We start from the raw sequence: 20,437 nt of genomic DNA, 5'->3' as shown, positions 1-20,437 counted from the left end.
GGTCTCGCGAGCCATATGTCCCGGTCTCGCGAGCCATATGTCCCGGTCTCGCGGTAGACAAGGGGGTTGGGTGGGGCGGGGATAGGTAGAGCGGGGGCCGTGTCGACCACTGCTGGTGACACGGCCCCCGCTTAGGAGTACCCGAACGAGCCGTCCTCGGGACAGAATCTGCTCGGTGCAGGCCCGGTGCGGACCCCGCACCCGCCCGACGCGGGCCCGGGACGGCCCCTCGCAGGCCCGGGCAGGCTCAGTGCAGAGCTACCTCGGGCTGCTTGGAGTCGCGGATCCTGGTGGGGTGCAGCCCACCCGTGTTGGGGTCGATCTTCTCAGCGTTGATCCGCGCCGAGAAGACCATGTAGCCCCACACCGTGTAGCCCAGCACCAGCGGCACAAAGATCACGGCGGCGATCGTCATGATCGTCAGGGTCACGTCAGCCGAGGCAGCCTGGGCGATGGTCAGCGAGTAAGCCTCGTTGACGGAGGAGCGCATGACATTGGGGGCCATGGCCGCGAATACGAACACCACGGCGAAGGCGATCCCGCCGAAGTGCAGCCAGAAGGCGGGCTTCTCCCTGCCCTGGAGCGTGAACAGCAGTGAGCCCACCAGGGACAGGGCCGCCAGTACCAGCGGGACCCAGGCCAGGGCGTTCAGGGAGTAGGCAACCTGTGCCCACAGCGCCCAGACGGCCGTGACGCCGGTGGAGGCCAGGGCGGACTTCTTGGCCAGGCCCTTGGCGCGCTCGGAGAGGTCGCCGCTGGTCTTGAGCGCGATGAACAGCGCCCCGTGCGTGACGAACAGCAGGCAGGTCATGACCCCACCCAGGATGGTGAAGGGGGTCAGCAGGCTCAGGAAGCCGCCGGTGAGCTGGTGGGAGGAGCCAGCCAGCAGGCCGCTGGCGGGCACGAGCTCGGGCTTTACGACGGTGCCGCTCGCCGTCTCCACCACCTCGATGCGCATGCCCTGCACCAGGTTCGCGAAGGCCGCGCCCCACAGGATCGAGGGGATCCAGGCGGAGACGATGTGCGCCCAGTCCCAGCGGTCCCGCCAGGTCTGGGAGTTGATCTTGGTGCGCCACTCGATGGCGCAGATGCGCACGATCAGGCACAGCAGGATCAGGAACAGGACCAGGTAGGCGCCGGAGAACAGGGTGCCGTACCACTCGGGGAAGGCCGCGAAGGTGGCCCCACCGGCGGTGAGCAGCCAGACCTCGTTGCCGTCCCAGTGGGGGCCGATGGTCTTGACCATGGCCCGGCGCTCGCGCTCGTCCTTGCCCAGGACGCGCAGGAGCATGCCGACGCCGAAGTCGAAGCCCTCAAGGGTGAGGTAGCCGATCCACAGGACGGCGATGAGGATGAACCAGAGGATGGGGAGCGTCATGATGTGTACTTCCTTCTGCTCGGCTCAGTACTCAAAGGAGAGGGCTTGGTTCTCGGTCTCGCCCGCGGCGGAGTCGCTGGCGGCCACGGGGGTGCGCACGCCCTCACGGATGTAGCGGCGTAGCAGCATGAACCAGATGACGCCGAGGACCGCGTACAGGACGGTGAACAGCACCATCGAGGTCAGGACGGTGGTGGAGGAGACGACGGTGGACACGCCGTCAGCGGTACGCATGTAGACCTGTGACACGGGGTCTGCCAGGTTGGGGGCCACCACCCAGGGCTGGCGGCCGATCTCCGTGAAGATCCAGCCGAAGGAGGCCCCGATGAAGGGCAGGGGCAGGATCCACAGTCCCAGCCTGCCGAACAGCGGACTGGTTATGAGACGGTTCTTGCGGATCAGCCACAGGCCCACGGCGCCCACGAGCACGGAGATCATGCCCACCCCGATCATGAGGCGGAAGGACCAGAAGGTGACCATCTCGTCGGGCGTGTAGTCCTGCCCGGCGCCGTAGCGCTCCTCGTACATGGCCTGAGCCTCCTTGAGGCCCATCATCTTGGCGTTGAAGTCGTTGGTGGCCATGAAGGAGTAGACGCCAGGGATGGTGATGATGTGCTGGGCGGTGCCGTCCTCGCACTTGCCGAAGGCGGCTACGGTGAATCCGGCCCCCTCCTGGCTCTCGCAGAGCATCTCGGCGGCGGCCATCTTGGCGGGCTGCTCCTTGACGACGACCTGGCCCTGGGCGTGCCCGGTGGCCGCGGTCAGCAGGCCGGAGACGATCACGACGACGCCGCCGAAGCGCGTCATGCGGCGCCACAGGTCGCGGGCCTCGTACTCCTGCTTGGCGGCGGAGGCCTTGACCATCCACCACACGGACACGCCGAAGATCATGGTCCCGGCCACCAGGAAGGAGGTCCCGATCACGTGCAGCAGGGTGGTGATGAGCAGCTCGCTGGTGAGGATCGCGAAGAAGCCGCCCACGCCGTCGAGCTCGGCCCGGCCGGTGGCGGGGTTGATGACAGCGCCGACGGGGTGCTGCATCCAGGTGTTGGCGGCCAGGATGAAGAAGGCGGAGACGTTCGTGCCGATGCCGACCATCCACATGCACAGGTTGTGCAGCTTGGGAGACAGGCGGTCCCAGCCGAAGATCCACAGGCCCAGGAAGGTCGACTCCAGGAAGAAGGCCAGCAGGGCCTCGAAGGCCAGGGGTGCGCCGAACACGTTGCCCACGAAGCGGGAGTACTCGGACCAGTTCATGCCGAACTGGAACTCCTGGACGATGCCCGTGGCCGCGCCGAGGGCGAAGTTGATGAGCAGCAGGCGTCCGAAGAACTTGGTCGCGCGCAGCCACTGCTCGTTGCGGGTGCGGATCCACTGGGTCTCCATGAGGGCGACCAGGGGGGACAGGCCGATGGTCAGCGGCACGAGGATGAAGTGGTAGACGGTCGTGATGCCGAACTGCCACCTAGCCAGGTCAAGGGAGTCCAGCGCCATTGGGGCGAGCGCCATCGTTGCCCCTTTCAAGAGTGCTAAGAGTTAGACGGAAACGTCAGGACGTTGGTCCTGAGCAATTGTGATTATAAGGCTGTTGCGACAGGATGTCGTCTTGCACGTGATGGTTGCGGCTTCTGTTGCGTAACGTGCGGCGGCTGCTCGCGGGGCCTGCCGGCGGCGGTGCTCGACGGCGTGAGGTGCGACTCGGGAGGTCGCGGCGCGCAGGCCGCTGGGCTGTGCGATACTCGCCTTGGCTCCGCGGCCCCCGTACCGGGCGGCAGGGCCCGTGCCTGTACGACGATCCCGCCGGGGACCTTGCGCCGCTTGAGCGTCGCCGCAGTCCCTGGACGCGCAGACGTCGTCCGGGCCCGTCGCCCCGAGGGGCGTACCTACAGACTTTTTCGCCCCCTGGGCGCACAACCGCACCAGAGCCCCGCAGGTACGGCGGTGGTGAGGTGCACGGAGGGTGCTCTGCATCATGGTCCGAAACACTGACAAGGACGCCGCTGAGGCCGTTGACTCCCCGAAGGCTGAGGTGGTGGAGGCCGCTGCTGCTCCAGCCCCGGCGAGTCGACGTCGCAAGGCGGTAGCCGCCCAGAGCGAGCCCGTTCTGGCTGCCGAGCAGGACGCGCCAGCCGCAGTGGAGCCGGGTGCGCAGGAGGCCAGGAAGCCGGTGCGCCGCGGGCGCAAGAAGGCGTCGTCCCAGCCGGAGGCGGTCGCGGAGGCTGCTGCTGGCGACGACGCCGCAGGGCGCGCGGTCGCTGGGTCCCGGACCAAGGCCGGGGCCACCGCCGGGGAGGCCCCGGAGGGTGAGGTGACTGCGGAGGAGGAGCCTGCCGAGGCTGAGTCCTCGGCGTCTGAGACGACGGCGGAGCCCGGCGTAGAGACGCAGGTTGCTGAGGCCGCGGCTGCTGCGGAGGTGCCCGAGCCTGCCCCCAAGCGTCGCCGTCGCAAGGTCGAGGCCGCGGCTGCCGAGCCGCCCGCCGCGGAGATTCCCGCCGCTGAGGCGTCTGCCGTAAAGTCTGCGGAGGCGCCCGAGCCTGCCCCCAAGCGTCGCCGTCGCAAGGTGGAGGCCGCGGCTGCCGAGCCGCCCGCCGCGGAGATTCCCGCCGCTGAGGCGTCTGCCGTAAAGTCTGCGGAGGTGCCCGAGCCTGCCCCCAAGCGTCGCCGTCGCAAGGTGGAGGCCGCGGCTGCCGAGCCGCCCGCCGTGGAGATTCCCGCCGCTGAGGCGGCTGCCGTAGAGGCTGCGGAGGCTGAGGCTGACGAGGCTGAGCAGCCCGCCGCGGCGGAGGCCGCTGCCGAGGCTCCTGCCGAGACTGCGCCGGAGCTCTCTGAGCCGAGCCCGGCTCCCGCCCCTAAGCGTCGCCGCCGCAAGGTGGTGGCGGCCCAGGCCGCCCCGGCCCCCGCCCCGGAGCCGGAGGTCGCGCCCGCAGAGGCGGCCCTGGCCCCAGAGGAGGAGGCGGAACTGCTGGAGGCGGAGCTGCTGGAGGCGGAGCCGGAGACGTCCGAGGACTCTCCCCGCCTCCCCGCCGCCTCGCTCCTGTTCCAGGCCCCGGACCCGGCTCGCGCCAAGCGCCGCCGTCGTAAGGCCACCGCCGCCGCCCAGGCCCCGCAGGCCGCTCCCCAGGCTGAGCCGCCCGCCTCGGACCAGGCGGGCAGCGACGAAGGCGAGGCGGTTACGGAGGCCGCCCCTGCCCCCGCCAAGCGCCGCCGTCGTAAGGCCACCGCCGCCGCCCAGGCCCCGCAGGCCGCTCCCGAGGCTGAGCCGCAGCCGACGGACGCCGACACCTCGGAGACCCCGGAGGCGGAGGCTGCAGCCGAAGGTGAGGAGCAGGAGCGCGGCACCCGCAAGCGTCGCCGCGGTGGCCGGGGCCGTCGCTCCCGCAACCGTGCGGAGGAGGGTGAGGCCAGCAGCTCAGCGGAGGACGCCCCGCAGGAGGCCCTGTCCGAGGGTGAGACCAGTGACGACGATGACGTGGAGGCCGCCGAGGGCTCCTCGCGCCGTCGGCGCCGCCGCCGCTCCCGCTCCCGGGCCGAGCGTGCCGAGTCCCGTGACGTCCGTGACGAGATCACCGCGCCCAAGGGCTCCACCCGCCTGGAGGCCAAGCGGCAGCGCCGTCGTGAGGGCCGGGCCGCCGGACGCCGCCGCCCGATCGTCACCGAGGCCGAGTTCCTGGCCCGCCGCGAGTCCGTGGAGCGCCAGATGATCGTGCGCGAGCAGGGCGGGCTCAACCAGATCGCGGTCCTGGAGGACGGCCTGCTGGTGGAGCACTACGTGGCCCGCCGTACCCAGACCTCCATGGTCGGCAACGTGTACATCGGCCGCGTGCAGAACGTGCTTCCCTCCATGGAGGCCGCCTTCGTGGACCTGGGCAAGGGGCGCAACGCCGTGCTCTACGCCGGTGAGGTCAACTGGGACGCCGCCGGCATGGAGGGCAGGCCCCGCCGTATCGAGGAGGCCCTGTCCAACGGTGACACCGTGCTGGTGCAGGTCACCAAGGACCCCATCGGGCACAAGGGCGCGCGCCTGACCAGCCAGGTCACCCTGGCGGGCCGGTACCTGGTGCTGGTGCCCGGTGGCACCATGACGGGCATCTCCCGCAAGCTGCCGGACACGGAGCGCTCCCGCCTCAAGAAGATCCTCAAGAAGGTCGTTCCCGACGACGCCGGCGTGATCGTGCGCACCGCCGCGGAGGGGGCTAGCGAGGAGCAGCTGTCGGCCGACGTGCAGCGCCTGCTCAAGCAGTGGGAGTCCATCGACAAGAAGGCCAAGCAGGTCATGTCCGGTTCCGGCAAGGCCCCGGTGCTGCTCAAGGGCGAGCCGGAGCTGGCGGTACGTGTGGTGCGTGACGTCTTCAACGAGGACTTCAAGCAGCTGATCGTCTCCGGCCGGGACGCCTGGGCCACGATCAGCGAGTACGTGACCGAGCTCAGCCCGGACCTGGCCGACCGGCTGGTCCACTGGGTGGAGCCGCAGGACGTGTTCGCCGCCCACCGGGTGGACGAGCAGCTGGCTAAGGGCTTCGACCGTAAGGTGTGGCTGCCCAGCGGCGGCACCCTGGTCATTGACCGCACCGAGGCCATGACCGTGATCGACGTCAACACCGGGCGCTTCACGGGCGGGGCTGGGGGTACCCTGGAGGAGACGGTCACCCGCAACAACCTGGAGGCGGCTGAGGAGATCGTGCGCCAGCTGCGGCTGCGCGATATCGGCGGCATGGTGGTGATCGACTTCGTGGACATGGTGCTGGAGGCCAACCGTGACCTGGTGCTGCGCCGTCTGGTCGAGTGCCTGGGGCGTGACCGTACTCGCCACCAGGTCACGGAGGTAACCAGCCTGGGGCTGGTGCAGATGACCCGTAAGCGCGTGGGGCAGGGCCTGGTGGAGGCCTTCTCCACCCAGTGCGACTGCTGCGGGGGGCGTGGCTTCATCGTCCACGACGACCCGGTGGAGAACCAGGCGGTGGACATGTCCGCCTCGGCCTCCCGGGGATCCGGCCGGGGCCGCAGGTCCAAGCAGGAGCCGTCCGCCTCCGGGGCGCGCGAGCGCGGTACGGAGGCGGGCAAGGCGGCGGAGGCCGCCGAACCGGTTGACGAGGCCTCCCGGGAGGTGGCGCGCAACGCCCTGGCGCAGATCGCGGCGGCGGCCGAGCAGGCGCACCGAAGTTGACCAGAGCGGGGCACCCGAAGCAAGATTGATAACCACTATCAACTCTTGCTAGAAAGTGCTCCCCGCAGATGCGTCAGATCCCCCTCAACGCTGCTCTCCCACGCGCCTGGCGCCGCCGGGCGCGTGGGCGGCGCCTGCCCGTGCTGCTGCTCGCCCTGTTCTCCCTGGTGCTGGGTGGAGGAGTGGTGCAGGCCTGGGCCAGCCCTGACCTGGGCCGGACCGTGCTCACCCGCACGCACGTGGACGCTCCCGTGCCGTTCTACGACGCCGCCCACGGCAGGCTCTCCATCAAGGCCGGCGGGCACGACCCCCAGGACGTGGTCCTGTGGCTCGGCCAGACCCGCGCCGGGGGGCCGGTCCCGGCCAACCTGTTCGTGGTGCCCGGAGGGGACCAGCGCCTGGACTTCCTGGGCGAGGCGGGCACCGTCTACAACGCCGCCCCCCAGAACGTGGACACCTCCCAGGAGCCGATCTTCGCGGGCGTGGGGGTGGACCCCTCCGTGACGGAGGCCGCCGCCGACGGGGCCTTCGAGGACGGCACCTACGCCCTCGACCTGGTCGGGGTGGAGGGGCCTGGGCACGTGGAGGTCTTCAAGGACACCGGTGGCCTGATCAGGCGCCTCTACTCCTCGCGGGACAGCGTGCACCGCAGCATCTTCTTCCCGCGCCACGACCACATGTACACGCTCTTCTCCAAGCCGGGGCGCTACACCCTGTACTACCGGGCCGTGGCCCGCAGCGCGGAGGGCGACCACGCCCTGATCGCCTCCGAGCCCACCCCGATCGTCTGGCAGGTGGGGGGGACCTCGCCCGTGGTGCACAAGGTGTCGGACCTCCCCGCCGCCTTCGCCCAGGCGCCCCAGCAGGGTGAGGGCGGGCACGGCCTCACCCTGCGTCCAGCCCCCCAGGAGTTGCGTGGCGGCGCCTACAAGACGGAGATCGCCTTCAGCACCGGCAACCCGGCAGACGAGGGCACCCTGGTGCTGACTATCGACGGGCACCACCTCAGCGAGCTGGAGGTCACCGGTGGCCAGGCGGTCACCTACGAGGCCCTGGGCTCTGACAGCGCCACCATCCAGGCCGTGTACCTGCCCGCCCAGGGTCCGGCGAGCCGCTGGGCCTCGGCGCCCCGGCCCTACCGGGCTGCCGACGGCGAGGTGACGGTCTCCGCCAGCGCCGCCCAGCTGCAGGCGCCTACCGCCGGAACCGGCCTGCTGGACTACGCCACGCGCGCCGTCTCCAGCAGGCGGGTGGACTTCTCGCTGAGCCCGGACCCGGCCCGCCCCGGCCACTCGGTGGTGCGCCTGAGCGGTATGGACCCGGCCCTGAGCGCCGGCTACCGCGTCTCCCTGCACGACCCGGAGGACCGTGCAGGCGACCGCTTCCCCGCCTGCAGCTTTGAGGGTGCCGTTGTCGGGGGCCAGGACGTGGTGCTGGACCTGGACGGCTGCCAGCGGTCGGCGCTGCTGAAGGTCGAGGTCCGGCCCCACCCGGCCGCCAACGTCCGGGCCGTCGTGCACAGCGTCTCTGACCCTGCGGTCTCCACCGGCCTCAGCGCGGAGCTCGAGCTGCCCTTGCGTGAAGGGGGTGCGGCTGCTCCGCCGGACCAGGGCGGCCAGGGCGGCCAGGGTGACCAGGGCGGGGACCAGGGGGCTCCCGGAGAGCAGCCGGGCCGTCCGCTGCCTGACGACCCCGCCCCCTCCGTCCCGGAGCAGGGGCTGGACGCCACCAAGGTCACGATCGAGCACGGGCACCTGGACCTGCGGCTGGTCAAGGGCCAGGACGGCCAGGGCCACCTGATCGCCGTCAAGGACGACTCCGGCAGGAGGTCGGTGCTGCGCGAGGTCGGGGCGGTCACCCTCAAGGTGGGGGAGGGCTTTGCCTGGACCCGCTCCGCCGAGCTGACCGACCCCTCCTACGACGTCGTGGGCGCGGTGGGGCAGAAGGTCTACGTGGTGCCGGAGAGCCAGGTGACCCCGAACCAGCTCTGGCCCGGCTTCAGCACCGAGGGGGTGGACTACTCCGGCTTCCCCGAGGGCCTGGACTACGAGATGACCCTGCTGGAGGGCCCGGCTGGCGGGCGGGTGGTCTTTGGCGCGCAGACCCTGCTAGGGGCTGGCTTCACCACCTACCTCAATACCGCGGACGCCAGCCAGAACCGGCTGCGTACCAGCTCTCCCACGCACCTGCACGGGGCCTGGGTGTTCTCCCACCCGGGCACCTACCGGCTCAGCCTGCGCGCCGTCACCGGGACCCCGGCCCGACAGGTGACCGAGTCGGTGACGCTCACCGTGGTCGTAGGGGCGGCCAGCCAGGCGGGCCCCGAGAACCCGACCCCGGCTCCCACGCCCGGGAAGGAGCCCGGGACCGGGCCCACGGCCTCGCCCACGCCTACGCCCACGCCCACTGCGGGTGCCGGCGCTACGCAGCGGGCCACGGCGCAGGCCTCGGCCAGTGCTGCCGTCACCCCGACCGCCGGGGGCGGCCTCGCCTCCCGGACCGGTGTCACCGGGGGCGGTGACCTGGTGGCTGGCACTGGTGGCACCGCTCCGCAGGCCCCGGGTGCGGGTGCAGGCGGCAAGGCTGCCGGGGGCCTGGCACGCACCGGCGCCAGCGGCTGGCTGCTCCTGCCGGGAGCCGGGCTGGCCCTGCTGGGGGGCGCGGTGCTGTGGCTGCGGCGTCGCCCCAAGCAGGACTGAGCACCACCTGGGCGGGCGGGGAGCCTATGGTCCCGCCCGCCCAGGCGTCCGCCGTCAGCAGCAGGCGGCAACGGGCGGTGCTCCGTGCCCAAGAACACAGAGGTGCGCGGTGACCTGGCTTGGAACCAGGTAGGGCGAGCACGTAAAGTAGTCAGCCGGTGCGTCACGCACCATTGCCCAAGGAAGGATGCGACCCAGGCCCTAGCCGCCCGGGAGGCATCCTGAAGAACTTCGACAGAGATGAGCAACAACGTGGTCTACGCGATCGTCAAGGCCGGCGGCCGTCAGGAGAAGGTCTCCGTCGGCGACGTCGTGGTCGTCGACAAGCTTGCTGGTGAGATTGGTGACGAGGTGTCCCTCGCCCCCGTCATGCTGGTAGACGGTGACAAGGTGACCACCGGAGCTGCCGCGCTCTCCAAGTCCTCCGTCAAGGCCGAGATCATCGGCGACGAGAAGGGCCCCAAGATCAACATCCTCAAGTTCAAGAACAAGACCGGCTTCCGCAAGCGCCAGGGCCACCGCGCCAAGCTGACTGCCATCAAGGTCACCGCGATCAAGTGACCCTCCGGTCCTAGACGCACAAGCACACAGAAAGAGGCTGACATGGCACACAAGAAGGGTCTTGGTTCCTCCCGCAACGGTCGTGACTCGAACGCTCAGCGCCTGGGCGTGAAGCGCTTCGGCGGCCAGTTCGTCAAGGCTGGGGAGATCCTCGTCCGCCAGCGCGGCACCCACTTCCACCCCGGCACCAACGTGGGCCGCGGCAACGACGACACCCTCTTTGCCAAGGAGGCGGGGAACGTGGAGTTCGGCACCCACCGTGGGCGCCGCGTCGTCAACGTCGTGCTCGCTGAGGCCTGAGCCTGAGAGCACCCGCAATCTCTATGAGGGCGGACGGCTTAAGCCGTCCGCCCTCGCCGCATGAACCAGCCCCGGTCCCGCAACGGCCCTGAGGGAGAACCCGGCTAGCCGCTCAGCAGGCTCCCCAAGCACCCAAGGAGACAAGATGCCCACCTTCATAGACCGCGTGGTCCTCCACGCCTCCGGCGGCTCGGGCGGGGACGGGTGCACCTCCATCCACCGCGAGAAGTTCAAGCCCCTGGCCGGCCCTGACGGCGGCGACGGCGGGCACGGCGGCTCGGTGGTCCTGGAGGTCGACCCCCGGGTGACCACCCTGCTCAGCTACCACCGCTCACCCCACCAGCGGGCCACCAACGGCACCCCGGGCATGGGGGACTGGCGGCGCGGCCAGGACGGCAAGGACCTGGTGCTTCCCGTCCCGGCAGGCACCGTGGTCAAGGACAGCGAGGGCACCGTGCTGGCCGACCTGCTGGAGCCTGGCGAGCGCGTCGTAGTCGCGGCTGGCGGCACCGGGGGGCGTGGCAACTTCTCCCTGGCCTCCTCCCAGAGGCGGGCCCCCGGATTCCACCTGCTGGGAGAGCCCGGCCAGCAGCTTGACGTGGTGCTGGAGCTCAAGACCATCGCCGACGTGGCCCTGGTCGGCTACCCCAGCGCAGGCAAGTCCTCCCTGATCGCCGCCCTGTCAGCCGCCCGCCCCAAGATCGCGGACTACCCCTTTACGACCCTGGTGCCCAACCTCGGGGTGGTGGAGGCAGGGGAGACCCGCTACACGATCGCCGACGTGCCCGGCCTGATCCCCGGAGCCAGCCAGGGCAAGGGCCTGGGCCTGGAGTTCCTGCGCCACATCGAGCGCTGCGCGGTGATCGCCCACGTGGTCGACTGCGCCACCCTGGAGCCCGGACGCGACCCGCTCAGCGACCTGGACACCATCGAGTCCGAGCTGGCGGCCTACGCCTCCGGCCTGGGGGGCAAGGAGGCCGACCCCGCCCGCACGGGCCGCCTGCCGCTGATGGAGCGTCCCCGGGTGGTGGTGCTCAACAAGGCGGACGTGCCCGACGCCGCCGAGCTGGCCGAGTTCGTGCGTGAGGAGCTGGAGGCCCGCGGCCTGCCGGTGTTCACCGTCTCTGCCGTCTCCCACCAGGGCCTGCGGCCCCTGTCCTTTGCCCTGGCCCGCCTGGTGGAGCACGCCCGGGCCCTGGCGCCCGCCGGCAGCCCCCAGGAGGAGCGGCCGGTGATCAGGCCCGCGGCGGTGGGACGCCGCAAGCCGGAGGTGGTGGCTACCGTCACCCTGGTCCAGCACCCCAGCGAGGGGCAGGTGTACCAGGTGCGGGGCAGCAAGCCGGAGCGCTGGGTGCGCCAGACCGACTTCTCCAACAACGAGGCCATCGGCTACCTGGCGGACCGCCTGGCTGCCGCCGGGGTGGAGGACGAGCTGGTCAAGGCCGGGGCGCACGCCGGGGACCCGGTGATTATCGGCGACCTGGACGGCGGGGTCCTGTTCACCTGGGAGCCCACCCTGACCACCGGTCCTGAGCTGCTGGGGGCGCGCGGCACCGACGCCCGTATCGACCCGGTCCGCCGCCGCACCAACGTCCAGCGCCGGGCCGAGTACCACGAGCTCATGGACGCCAAGGAGGCCGCTCGGGCCGAGCTGCGGGCGGAGGGGGCGGAGGGCCTGTGGACCGACGCCACTGCCTGGGAGGAGGACTACGAGGAGGAGCCGCGCGCATGAGCCGTCCCCGCCGTCTGGCGCCCGGGTCCCGGGTGGTGCTCAAGGTCGGCTCCTCCTCCCTGACCCGCCCGGACGGGGGACTGGACCTGAACCGGATCGACACCCTGGCCTCTCTGACCGCCAGGCTGCGGGCGCGCGGGCACAGCGTGGTGCTGGTCTCCTCCGGGGCGGTGGCCGCGGGCCTGGTGCCCCTGGGACTGGGCGGGCGTCCCAGCGAGCTGCGGCTGCTGCAGGCGGCCGCCAGCGTGGGGCAGGGGCGCCTGGTGGGCCGCTGGGACTCCTCCATGAGCGCCTACGGCGTGGTCACCGCCCAGGTTCTGCTCACCGGGCAGGACGTGGCGGTGCGCAGCCACTACCGCACGGTGCGGGCCACCTTTGACGCCCTGCTGTCCCTGGGGGCGGTGCCGGTGGTCAACGAGAACGACGCCGTCAACAACACCGAGGTCAGCCTGGGGGACAACGACCACCTGGCCGCACTGGTCTCCCACCTGGTCAACGCCGACCTGCTGGTGCTGCTCACGGACGTGGACGGCCTGTGGACCGCCCGCCCCGGCACCCCTGGAGCCCGGCCCGTGCGCGAGGTCACGGACCTGGCCGAGCTGGCGCGGATCGACGTCACGGGCCGGGGCAGTGCGGTGGGCACCGGCGGGATGCGCAGCAAGGTGCAGGCCGCCGCCATCGCCTGCGCCTCCGGCACCGCCACCCTGATCGCCAGCGCCGACGACGCCCTGGAGCTGCTGGGGGCTGAGGAGCTGCCTGCCGGTGTGGGCACCTGGTTCGCGGCCACCGGCCCGCACCGCTCCAGCCGCCGCCTTTGGATGGCGCACGCCGCCCGGCCTGAGGGGCGGGTCAGTGTGGACGCCGGGGCGCAGCAGGCCCTGACCGTGGGCAAGAGGTCCCTGCTGCTGCCTGGAGTGGTGGGGGTCAGCGGGGACTTCGAGTCCGGCGCGGTGGTGGAGGTGCTGGGGCCCGCCGGGCTGCTGGCCAGAGGCGTGTGCCGCTACTCCTCCGCCGAGCTGGCTGAGGTGCTGGACGCCCGCGCCAGCGGCGCGCCCGCCCCGGACCACGTGGCACCGGTGGTGCACCGGGACGACCTGGCCGAGCTGCCGCGTACAGCCGGGGCCTGAGGGGCCCGGCCTGCTGCTGCCCGGCCTGCCGCCCGAGGCGACAGCGTGCCACCGGCCCCGACGCAGCCCTCCTGCCGGGGGACCACGGCCTGTCTGCAGGGCGCTGCCTGCGGGTCCTGGCGTAGGGTTCCCCCAAGGTCGTAGCAGGAAGGGCAGGAACATGACTGCAGAGGCGAGCCACCAGGTACAGGACGGCCCCGGCACGGTGCCGGTAAAGGCCCCGGAGACGGCCCCGGCCGCCAGCAGCCCCGAGGCGGCGCAACAGCTGGTGGGGGAGGCGGCCCGCCGGGCCCGCGCCGCCCAGCGGAGCCTGGCCCAGGCCACGCGGGAGCGCAAGGACGCCGCCCTGGTGGCGGTCTCCCAGGCCCTGCTCACCGCCGTACCGCAGATCCTGGCCGCCAACGCCCTGGACCTGGAGCACGCTGAGGCCGCCGGTATGCGTCCGGGCCTGCTGGACCGTCTGCGCCTGGACGAGCAGCGTCTGGAGGCCGCCGCCGGGGCCGTCCTGGAGGTCGCGGCCCTGCCGGACCCGGTCGGGGAGGTCCTGGAGGGCTCCACGCTGCCCAACGGTCTGCGCGTGCGACGTCAGCGCGTGCCTCTGGGGGTGGTCGGAATGATCTACGAGGCCCGCCCGAACGTGACCATCGAGGTGGCCAGCCTGACCATCAAGTCCGGCAACGCCGTGGTGCTGCGGGGCGGCAGCGCGGCCCAGGCCTCGAACGCGGCTATCGTCGCGGTGCTGCGCTCGGCCCTGGCGGGCTGCGGCCTGCCGGCTGACCTGGTCACCACCGTGGACCAGGCGGGCCGGGAGGGCGCCCAGGCCCTGATGCGGGCCCGGGGCCTGGTGGACGTGCTGGTGCCCCGGGGCGGGGCGGGGCTGATCGCCTCGGTGGTGGAGCACGCGCAGGTGCCGGTGATCGAGACCGGGTCGGGCAACTGCCACGTCTACGTCGACGCCTCCGCGGACCTGTCCCAGGCGGTGGAGGTGGTGGTCAACTCCAAGACCCAGCGGGTCGGGGTGTGCAACGCTGCTGAGACCCTGCTGGTGCACACCCATCTGGCAGCCACCTACCTGCCGCTGGTGGCGCAGGCCCTGTGGGAGCGGGGCGTGACCCTGCACGCGGACGAGGCCACCCGCTCGGTGCTGGCGCCGCTGGCTGCCCGGACCCAGCGCGACAGGCAGCTGACGGCGGCCACCACTGCCGACTGGGACACCGAGTACGGCTCCCTGGACCTGGCGGTACGGGTGGTGGACAAGCTGGAGACCGCCATAGACCATATCCGCCAGCACACCACCGGGCACACCGAGGCCGTGCTGGCCCAGGACCTGCGGGTGGTCAACACCTTTATCGCGGGCATGGACAGCGCCGTCGTGATGGTCAACGCCTCCACCCGCTTCACCGACGGCGGCCAGCTGGGACTGGGGGCGGAGCTGGGTATCTCCACCCAGAAGCTGCACGCCCGCGGCCCCATGGGGCTGCGGGACCTGACCTCCACCACCTGGGTGGTGGAGGGCCAGGGGCACGTACGGCCCTGACCGTCCCGGGACCCGGACGGAGGCGTGGCAGGCCCGGGACCCGGACGGAGGCGTGGCAGGCCCGGGACCCGGACGGAGGCGTGGCAGGCCCGGGACCCGGACGGAGGCGTGGCAGGCCCGGGACCCGGACGGAGGCGTGGCAGGCCCGGGCAGGCAGGCTACTATCGTTGGTATGAGTGGTGGACGTGTACGGGTACTCGTGGCGCTGGTAACTGCCGGTGCCGCGGCGCTGTTCGTGACGCTGATGGCCCTGCAGTACTGGTACCCGGCTCAGGACAAGGTAGAGCCAGGGGTGCAGGTGCTCGTGCCCAGCAGCCCGGCCACCCCTAGCGCCACCGTCCTGGCCCCCGCTGCCGGCGGCGACGCCACCAGCCCGCCTGACGGGCAGGACCCTGCTGCCGGGGGCGCCGTCGACGCGCCTCCCCCAGCCGCACCCGTGGAGCCTCCCGGTGGGAACCCTGGCGGCCAGCCGCTGCCGCCGGCCCCTGGCCCGGAGGTGCAGCCAGCGCCCCAGCCGGTGGCCCCGCCAGCGCCGCTACCTGCCCCCGGGACCGACGACGACCACGACGACGACCGGGACATCGACGACGACCTGGACGACTGAGGCTGAGCCCGTAGCGCCTCAGGCCCTGCCCCTGCAGCCGTCAGCGTCGCTCCAGGCGGCCTCCAGGAGCGGCGCCGTCAGGCCTGCTGCCCCTTGGGGGCTTCCAGGAACTACCTGAGCCGGTAGCCGACCCCGCGCACCGTCTCCAGCCGCTCCTTGCCCAGCTTGGAACGCAGGTAGGACACGTACACGTCCACCACGTTCGAGCCGGGGTCAAAGTCCATGCCCCACACGGCGGCCAGCAGCTGCTCGCGGGTCAGCACCTGTCCGTAGTGCCGCATGAAGGTCTCCGCCAGCGAGAACTCCCGGGCGGACAGGTCTATGGCCCGTCCCTCCACCTCCACGCGCCGTGAGCGCAGGTCCAGGACCAGCCCGCCGCGCTCCAGCCTCCCCGGGTCCCCGACCGTGCTGGTCTCCTGGGGGCGCAGCCGCAGCCGGATCCGGGCGAGCAGCTCCTCGAAGGAGAAGGGCTTGGGCACGTAGTCGTCGGCCCCGTTCTCCAGGCCCGCCACCCGGTCGGCCACGGAGGAGCGGGCCGTGAGCATGATGACCGGCACCTGCGTCCCCTGCCCTCGCAGCAGCTCCAGCACCTCGAAGCCGTCAATATCCGGCAGGCCCACGTCCAGCAGCACCAGGTCCACGCCGCCCAGCAGCACGCTCTCGACGGCGTCCCGGCCCCGGCCCACCACCTGGGGGGTGAAGCCCGCTGCCCTGAGCCCCTTGGCCACGAAGGCGGCGATACGCTCCTCGTCCTCCACCACCAGCACCGTGCTCACTGCTTCTCCTCCATCCTGCCTGACCTGGCCCGCCCGGGCCTGCTACACCGCCTCAGGGGCGGTGCTGGGTGGGCCCTTCAGGGGCAGACGCATGGTGAACACCGAGCCCTGCCCAGGGGTGGACCTGATGTCCAGCACCCCGCCGTGCGAGGAGACGATCCCCTCCACGATACTCAGCCCCAGCCCGTGCCCGCCCGTGCTGCTGCGGGTCAGGCTGCTGCGGGCGGAGCGCTGGCGCACCAGCTCTATCTCGTGCTCCGGGATGCCGATCCCCTCGTCCTCCACCCACAGCAGGACGTCGTCGCCGTCCACCTGCGAGCCCAGGGTCACTACCGAGCCGGCCTCGGAGTAGCGGACGGCGTTCGACACCAGCTGGAGCCAGGCCTGGGTGGTGCGCACCGGGTCCAGCACCGCCGTCTGCTGGCTGCAGGACCCTAGCCGCCAGCAGCGGTCCCCCAGGGCGGAGGCCTTGTCCAGCACCTGCAGCGTCAGCTCCTCGACGTCGGTGGGGCTGGCCTGGATGCTGTCTATGCTGCGTGAGGCGGCCAGGGCGAGCAGGTCGTTTACCAGCACGCCCATACGGTCCAGCTCGTCGATGGCCAGCGTGGTGGTGCGGGTGACGTCCTCCGGGTCCTGGGCGTCCACCAGCTCCAGGTGACCACGCAGGATGGTTATGGGGGTGCGCAGCTCGTGGCCGACGTCGTCCAGCAGCTGCCGCTGGTTCTGGACCGCGTGCTGCACCCGGTCCAGCATCCGGTTGACGGCGTCGGCCAGCATGGACAGGTCGTCGTGGCCGTGCACCGCCACCCGGCTGGTGAGGTCCTGCTCGTGGATGGCCTCGGTAGCCTTGCGCAGCGCGGCGATCGGCCGTAGCAGGTGTCCGACACCGAACCAGGCGATCCCGGCCACCAGGGCCAGCGCCCCGCAGGCGGCCAGGGCGTAGAAGCGCATGGTGTGCCAGGACTCGGCCTCCGCCAGGTCCAGGTCCACGACCCGGGCGTAGGCCACCGTGGTGCTCTGGTCCCGGACCGGTACCACCAGCACGCGGTAGCGTCCCCTGCTGGTGGTCACGGAGGTGATCCGGGCATCAGGGTCGTCAGCCAGGGCGAGCAGGTGCGCCAGCAGGGCCTCGTCAGACTCCGGGCGCAGTCCCCGCCCGGGCGGCGCCAGCCAGCGCAGCCTGCCCTCGACGATGCCCAGCTCGCCCTCCTCCGGGGACAGGGAGGCGCGGCGCAGGTAGGTCCGCAGAACCTCCTCGGCGGAGCCGGGGGGACGGGAGGCCAGCGGGTCCACCGGGTCGCTGGAGAGGTGGCGCAGGGCCTCCACGGACATGCGCAGGCGGGCGTCTACCCGGTTGTGGCTGGCGCGCAGGCTCAGTGCCAGCACCACCGCGCCGGAGACCACCAGCGCAGCCAGGGCCACCAGGACGATGGCGCACATCACCCTGGCGTGGATGGTGGAGCGGGCCACCGTCGCCCGGAGGTTCACAAAAGTATTGTGCACAGGTCACGCCAGGTGCGTGTGGTGGTCCAGGTGCCTCAGCGTCCCCGGTCCGGGTGCCCGTGCCCCGTGCGGGGACCACCGGCCAGCGGCCTCCCGCAGGGACCGGGCCTCCTTGGAGACCTGCTCGTGCCAGCCCGGGGCGCCACGGCGCAGCGGCTCAGTCAGGCGGGCCAGGCGGGAGCGCAGCGCCCCGGCCTGCAGGAGCGGCTGCGGGGGCGGCTGGCCCCCGGCGTCTGCGTAGCCCTCCAGCAGGGCGGCCCCGGTACCGGGCGGGGCCAGGGACAGGAAGGACCCCAGGTCCAGGGCGGCAGGTGCCCGGCACAGGCGCTCGAAGTCCGTCAGCCACACCTGGCCGTGGTCCCGGTCCACCAGGACCTGGTCGGGGGAGAAGTCCCCGTGGCTCAGCACGGGGCGGCTGCCGGGCTCGGCCAGCGCGGGCAGGGCGGCCCCCGTCTCCAGCACCTGCGCGGCCAGGGACGGGTCCAGGGCGCTGAGCACCTCGGCGTGCACCTGGGCCAGCCGCTGCGTGCTTGCCGGGGCCGTGACCTGGGGGACCTGGTAGCGGTGCAGCCGGGCCAGGGCCGCCCCTGCCCGCACCGCGGCCTGGTGGTCAGGCCGGGCGCCCAGGTCGCCGTCGCCCACGTAGCGGACGGCGCTCAGGTGCGTTCCCTGGTGCAGCTGACTGCGCATGACCCCGGTACGGGGAGGTACCGGCACCGCCTGGGCCAGCAGCTCAGTCAGGGCTATCTGCTGGTCCTGCGGGGAGGTGGTCACGCGCACCACCTCCTGACCGTGGTGCACCACCAGACGCCGCAGCGGGTTGTAGCGCAGGATGCTGGTGCCTCGGCGCTCAGGCAGGACCCCCAGGCGGAAGGCGGCGCGCAGGTGGGGCAGCAGCCGCGGGTCCGTGCTGACCCGGCCGGTCTGCAGCACCAGCTCCGGGCTGAGACGGCGCTCCGTGGTACGCAGGCCGTGGCGCAGGGCCTTGCGGGCCAGCAGCGCGGTCTTGACGTGGCTCTCGGGCCACAGCAGCCTGCCCCAGCCCCAGGTGCGGGCGCTGTCTGGGTCGAGCAGCGCGAAGACCACGGAGACCCCGGGCTTTACCCGCAGGCGGGTGGCGCGCACCGGCGCCTCCACGAGCTCGCTCAGACCCGCCTGGTCGAGCACGGTGGCAACGGCCTCCCTGGTGGTGCTCATGGCAGCCTCCTGCTGCCAGCGCGGGTCCTTGGGACGGAGCCTCCCTGCTGCACCCACTCGCGGAACCTGGTGGAGGAGACGAGCAGCTCGGCGGGAGGTCCCTGCAGTGCCACCTGGCCCTCCTCCAGCCACACCACCCGGTCGGCGCGCAGGGCCACCAGCGGGTCGTGGGTGACCAGCACCGCGGTGCGCCCCTGGCACAGGCGCTCCACCGCCTGCAGCACCTGGGTGGCGGCCTGGCTGTCCAGCCCCGTGGTGGGCTCGTCCAGCACCACCACCGGGGCGGCCCGCAGCAGGGCACGGGCGATCGCCACCCGCTGCCGCTGGCCGCCGGAGAGCGTGGCTCCCCGCTCACCGAGCTCGGTGTCATAGCCCTGAGGCTGGGCGCAGATGAACTCGTGGGCGCCGGCGTCCCGGGCGGCCTGCTCCACCTGCTCGTCGGAGGCGCCCACCAGCCCCAGGCGGATATTGTCCCGGATGGTCCCGGTGAACAGCACCGGGTCCTGGTGCAGCACCGACACGCAGGCACGCAGCTCGTTCAGGCTGAGCCGGGAGACGGGCTGGTGGTCCAGCAGCACCTGGCCGCCGGTGGGGTCGTTCTCGCGTGATAGCAGCGAGGCCAGGGTCGACTTGCCGGAGCCCGACGGGCCCACCAGGGCCACGTGCTCACCGGGGGCCACCGCCAGGCTCACCCCGTGTATGACCTCGTGGCCGTCGTAGGCGGCCCGCACCTGCTGCAGGCTGAGGCGCCCACGCACCGGAGCGGTCGGCAGGGGGTGGGCGGGGGAGGTGATGGTGGGCTGTACCGCCAGCAGGTCCGCCACCAGCTCACCGCTGGCGGCCGCCCGCGCTACCCGCCCGGTGTACTTGGCCAGGTCGCGCAGCGGCTTCATGGTGGTGCGCAGGTAGGTGGTGAACAGGACCAGGTCGCCCACGGTCATCCCACCCTGCATCACCCGCAGGCCGCCACCGGTCAGGACGACGGCGGTGGCCACCCCGGCGATCAGGTCGGTGCTGCGCTCCAGGCGGGCGGACAGGCGCCGGGCGCGCACGCCGGTGCCCAGGCAGCGCTGGTTGGCGCCCTGGAAACGGTGCAGCAGCAGCGGCTCCAGGCCGTAGGCCTGGACCACCCGGATGGCGCTGAGGGTCTCTTGGGCGGTGTTGGCCAGCTGGGCCTCGTTGCTGCGGGTGCGCTGGGAGGCGGTGGTGATCTGCCTGGAGCCGCGGGAGGAGGCCAGCAGGAAGCAGGCCACGGCCGCCACCACCACGACCGCCAGCAGCGGGTCCAGCCAGACCATGACCCCGAGCATCACCAGCAAGGTGGCGGTGTTGGCGCACAGGGGCAGTCCCGCGGTGGTGGCCACCTCCTGCATGCGGGCCACGTCCCCCACCAGGCGCTGGACGGTGTCGGCGCTGCGGTTACGGGCGTGGAACTGCTGGGACAGGCCCTGCACGTGCGCGAAGGCCCGGGCCCGCAGGCTGGCCGCGCTGCGGGCCCCCACCAGGGTGAAGGCGATGGTGGACAAGTAGCTGGCGCCCGCCCGGCCCGCCACCAGCAGCACCAGGGCCAGGCCGCAGGCCGTCAGGCTCAGGACGGTGGCGGGGGCGTAGCCGGTGCTCGCCCCCAGGGAGGCCAGCACCGAGTCGATAGCGACCTTCATGGGCCAGGGCTCCAGCACCCGCAGCCCCACCTCGCACAGCATGGCGACGCTCCCCGCCAGCACCAGGGCCCAGTGCGGGCGCAGGTCGGGGGCCACCAGGCGCAGGGAGCGCCTGATGGCTCCGGCCCGCCGGGAGCGCTGGCGCGGGGACCGGCTGCTGGCCTGGGTGGCGGCCCGGTCCCCTCCGCGGCCTGCAGG

At 72.2% G+C, this 20,437-nt stretch carries 14 protein-coding genes; 8 read left to right on the top strand and 6 right to left on the bottom strand.

Features of this window, described 5'->3' with window-relative positions:
- Nucleotides 1-247: 247 nt before the first annotated feature.
- Complete coding sequence (gene cydB / locus JG540_RS06480) at nt 248-1,378, bottom strand: cytochrome d ubiquinol oxidase subunit II (protein ID WP_200274825.1); 1,131 nt, start codon at nt 1,376-1,378, stop codon at nt 248-250.
- 24 nt (nt 1,379-1,402) lie between these two features.
- Complete coding sequence (locus JG540_RS06475; RefSeq protein ID WP_200274824.1) at nt 1,403-2,887, bottom strand: cytochrome ubiquinol oxidase subunit I; 1,485 nt, start codon at nt 2,885-2,887, stop codon at nt 1,403-1,405.
- A 1,162-nt stretch (nt 2,888-4,049) separates the two neighbouring features.
- Between JG540_RS06475 and JG540_RS06470 the strand changes: the two genes are divergently transcribed.
- The 8 genes from JG540_RS06470 to JG540_RS06435 all read left to right on the top strand — a co-directional run bounded on the left by JG540_RS06470 (nt 4,050) and on the right by JG540_RS06435 (nt 15,102).
- Complete coding sequence (locus tag JG540_RS06470; protein ID WP_407648356.1) at nt 4,050-6,542, top strand: Rne/Rng family ribonuclease; 2,493 nt, start codon at nt 4,050-4,052, stop codon at nt 6,540-6,542.
- Between the two features lie 68 nt (nt 6,543-6,610).
- Complete coding sequence (locus tag JG540_RS10590) at nt 6,611-9,241, top strand: choice-of-anchor M domain-containing protein (RefSeq protein WP_200274822.1); 2,631 nt, start codon at nt 6,611-6,613, stop codon at nt 9,239-9,241.
- Between the two features lie 240 nt (nt 9,242-9,481).
- Nucleotides 9,482-9,802 carry a 50S ribosomal protein L21 gene (gene rplU, locus JG540_RS06460; RefSeq protein ID WP_200274821.1) on the top strand — a complete coding sequence of 107 codons (321 nt, stop codon included), beginning with the start codon at nt 9,482-9,484 and terminating at the stop codon, nt 9,800-9,802.
- 42 nt (nt 9,803-9,844) lie between these two features.
- Nucleotides 9,845-10,102, top strand: coding sequence for a 50S ribosomal protein L27 (gene rpmA / locus JG540_RS06455; protein ID WP_200274820.1), 258 nt, complete (start codon nt 9,845-9,847; stop codon nt 10,100-10,102).
- Between the two features lie 145 nt (nt 10,103-10,247).
- Entirely contained in the window at nt 10,248-11,834 is a 1,587-nt protein-coding gene (gene obgE / locus JG540_RS06450) for a GTPase ObgE (protein ID WP_200274819.1), read from the top strand.
- Nucleotides 11,831-12,961, top strand: coding sequence for a glutamate 5-kinase (gene proB, locus JG540_RS06445; RefSeq protein WP_200274818.1), 1,131 nt, complete (start codon nt 11,831-11,833; stop codon nt 12,959-12,961). The genes obgE and proB overlap by 4 nt, the downstream gene beginning before the upstream one ends.
- Before the next feature lie 160 nt (nt 12,962-13,121).
- On the top strand, nt 13,122-14,498 hold the full coding sequence (locus JG540_RS06440) for a glutamate-5-semialdehyde dehydrogenase (RefSeq protein WP_200274817.1): 1,377 nt from the start codon (nt 13,122-13,124) through the stop codon (nt 14,496-14,498).
- A gap of 172 nt (nt 14,499-14,670) precedes the next feature.
- The gene (locus JG540_RS06435) at nt 14,671-15,102 is read left to right on the top strand and encodes a hypothetical protein (protein ID WP_200274816.1); all 432 of its coding nucleotides are present in this window, start codon (nt 14,671-14,673) and stop codon (nt 15,100-15,102) included.
- Between the two features lie 110 nt (nt 15,103-15,212).
- Here JG540_RS06435 and JG540_RS06430 read toward each other — a convergent pair whose 3' ends face one another.
- From JG540_RS06430 to JG540_RS06415, 4 genes are read right to left on the bottom strand one after another with little or no spacing between them, the layout of a single operon-like run.
- On the bottom strand, nt 15,213-15,878 hold the full coding sequence (locus tag JG540_RS06430; RefSeq protein ID WP_200274815.1) for a response regulator transcription factor: 666 nt from the start codon (nt 15,876-15,878) through the stop codon (nt 15,213-15,215).
- A gap of 42 nt (nt 15,879-15,920) precedes the next feature.
- Nucleotides 15,921-17,366 (bottom strand): sensor histidine kinase, encoded by a 1,446-nt coding sequence (locus JG540_RS06425; protein ID WP_200274814.1) that lies wholly within the window; start codon nt 17,364-17,366, stop codon nt 15,921-15,923.
- An 18-nt stretch (nt 17,367-17,384) separates the two neighbouring features.
- A complete protein-coding gene (locus JG540_RS06420) occupies nt 17,385-18,578 on the bottom strand; it encodes an aminoglycoside phosphotransferase family protein (protein WP_200274813.1) in 1,194 nt (397 codons plus the stop codon).
- Nucleotides 18,575-20,356 carry an ABC transporter ATP-binding protein gene (locus JG540_RS06415; protein ID WP_234042985.1) on the bottom strand — a complete coding sequence of 594 codons (1,782 nt, stop codon included), beginning with the start codon at nt 20,354-20,356 and terminating at the stop codon, nt 18,575-18,577. The genes JG540_RS06420 and JG540_RS06415 overlap by 4 nt, the downstream gene beginning before the upstream one ends.
- Nucleotides 20,357-20,437: the final 81 nt, after the last annotated feature.

The sequence above is a fragment of the Actinomyces weissii genome (assembly GCF_016598775.1).
GTDB classification, from domain to species: domain Bacteria; phylum Actinomycetota; class Actinomycetes; order Actinomycetales; family Actinomycetaceae; genus Actinomyces; species Actinomyces weissii.
The sequence above is the reverse complement of the archived record's forward strand: the minus strand, read 5'-3'. Positions and strand labels throughout refer to the sequence as shown.

Coding starts and splice junctions, on each gene's coding strand:
- JG540_RS10590 (WP_200274822.1), top strand. CDS start 6,611: ATGCGTCAGATCCCCCTCAACGCTGCTCTCCCACGCGCCTGGCGCCGC.
- obgE (WP_200274819.1), top strand. CDS start 10,248: ATGCCCACCTTCATAGACCGCGTGGTCCTCCACGCCTCCGGCGGCTCG.
- cydB (WP_200274825.1), bottom strand. CDS start 1,378: ATGACGCTCCCCATCCTCTGGTTCATCCTCATCGCCGTCCTGTGGATC.
- JG540_RS06420 (WP_200274813.1), bottom strand. CDS start 18,578: ATGAGCACCACCAGGGAGGCCGTTGCCACCGTGCTCGACCAGGCGGGT.
- rplU (WP_200274821.1), top strand. CDS start 9,482: ATGAGCAACAACGTGGTCTACGCGATCGTCAAGGCCGGCGGCCGTCAG.
- JG540_RS06435 (WP_200274816.1), top strand. CDS start 14,671: ATGAGTGGTGGACGTGTACGGGTACTCGTGGCGCTGGTAACTGCCGGT.
- proB (WP_200274818.1), top strand. CDS start 11,831: ATGAGCCGTCCCCGCCGTCTGGCGCCCGGGTCCCGGGTGGTGCTCAAG.
- rpmA (WP_200274820.1), top strand. CDS start 9,845: ATGGCACACAAGAAGGGTCTTGGTTCCTCCCGCAACGGTCGTGACTCG.
- JG540_RS06475 (WP_200274824.1), bottom strand. CDS start 2,887: ATGGCGCTCGCCCCAATGGCGCTGGACTCCCTTGACCTGGCTAGGTGG.
- JG540_RS06440 (WP_200274817.1), top strand. CDS start 13,122: ATGACTGCAGAGGCGAGCCACCAGGTACAGGACGGCCCCGGCACGGTG.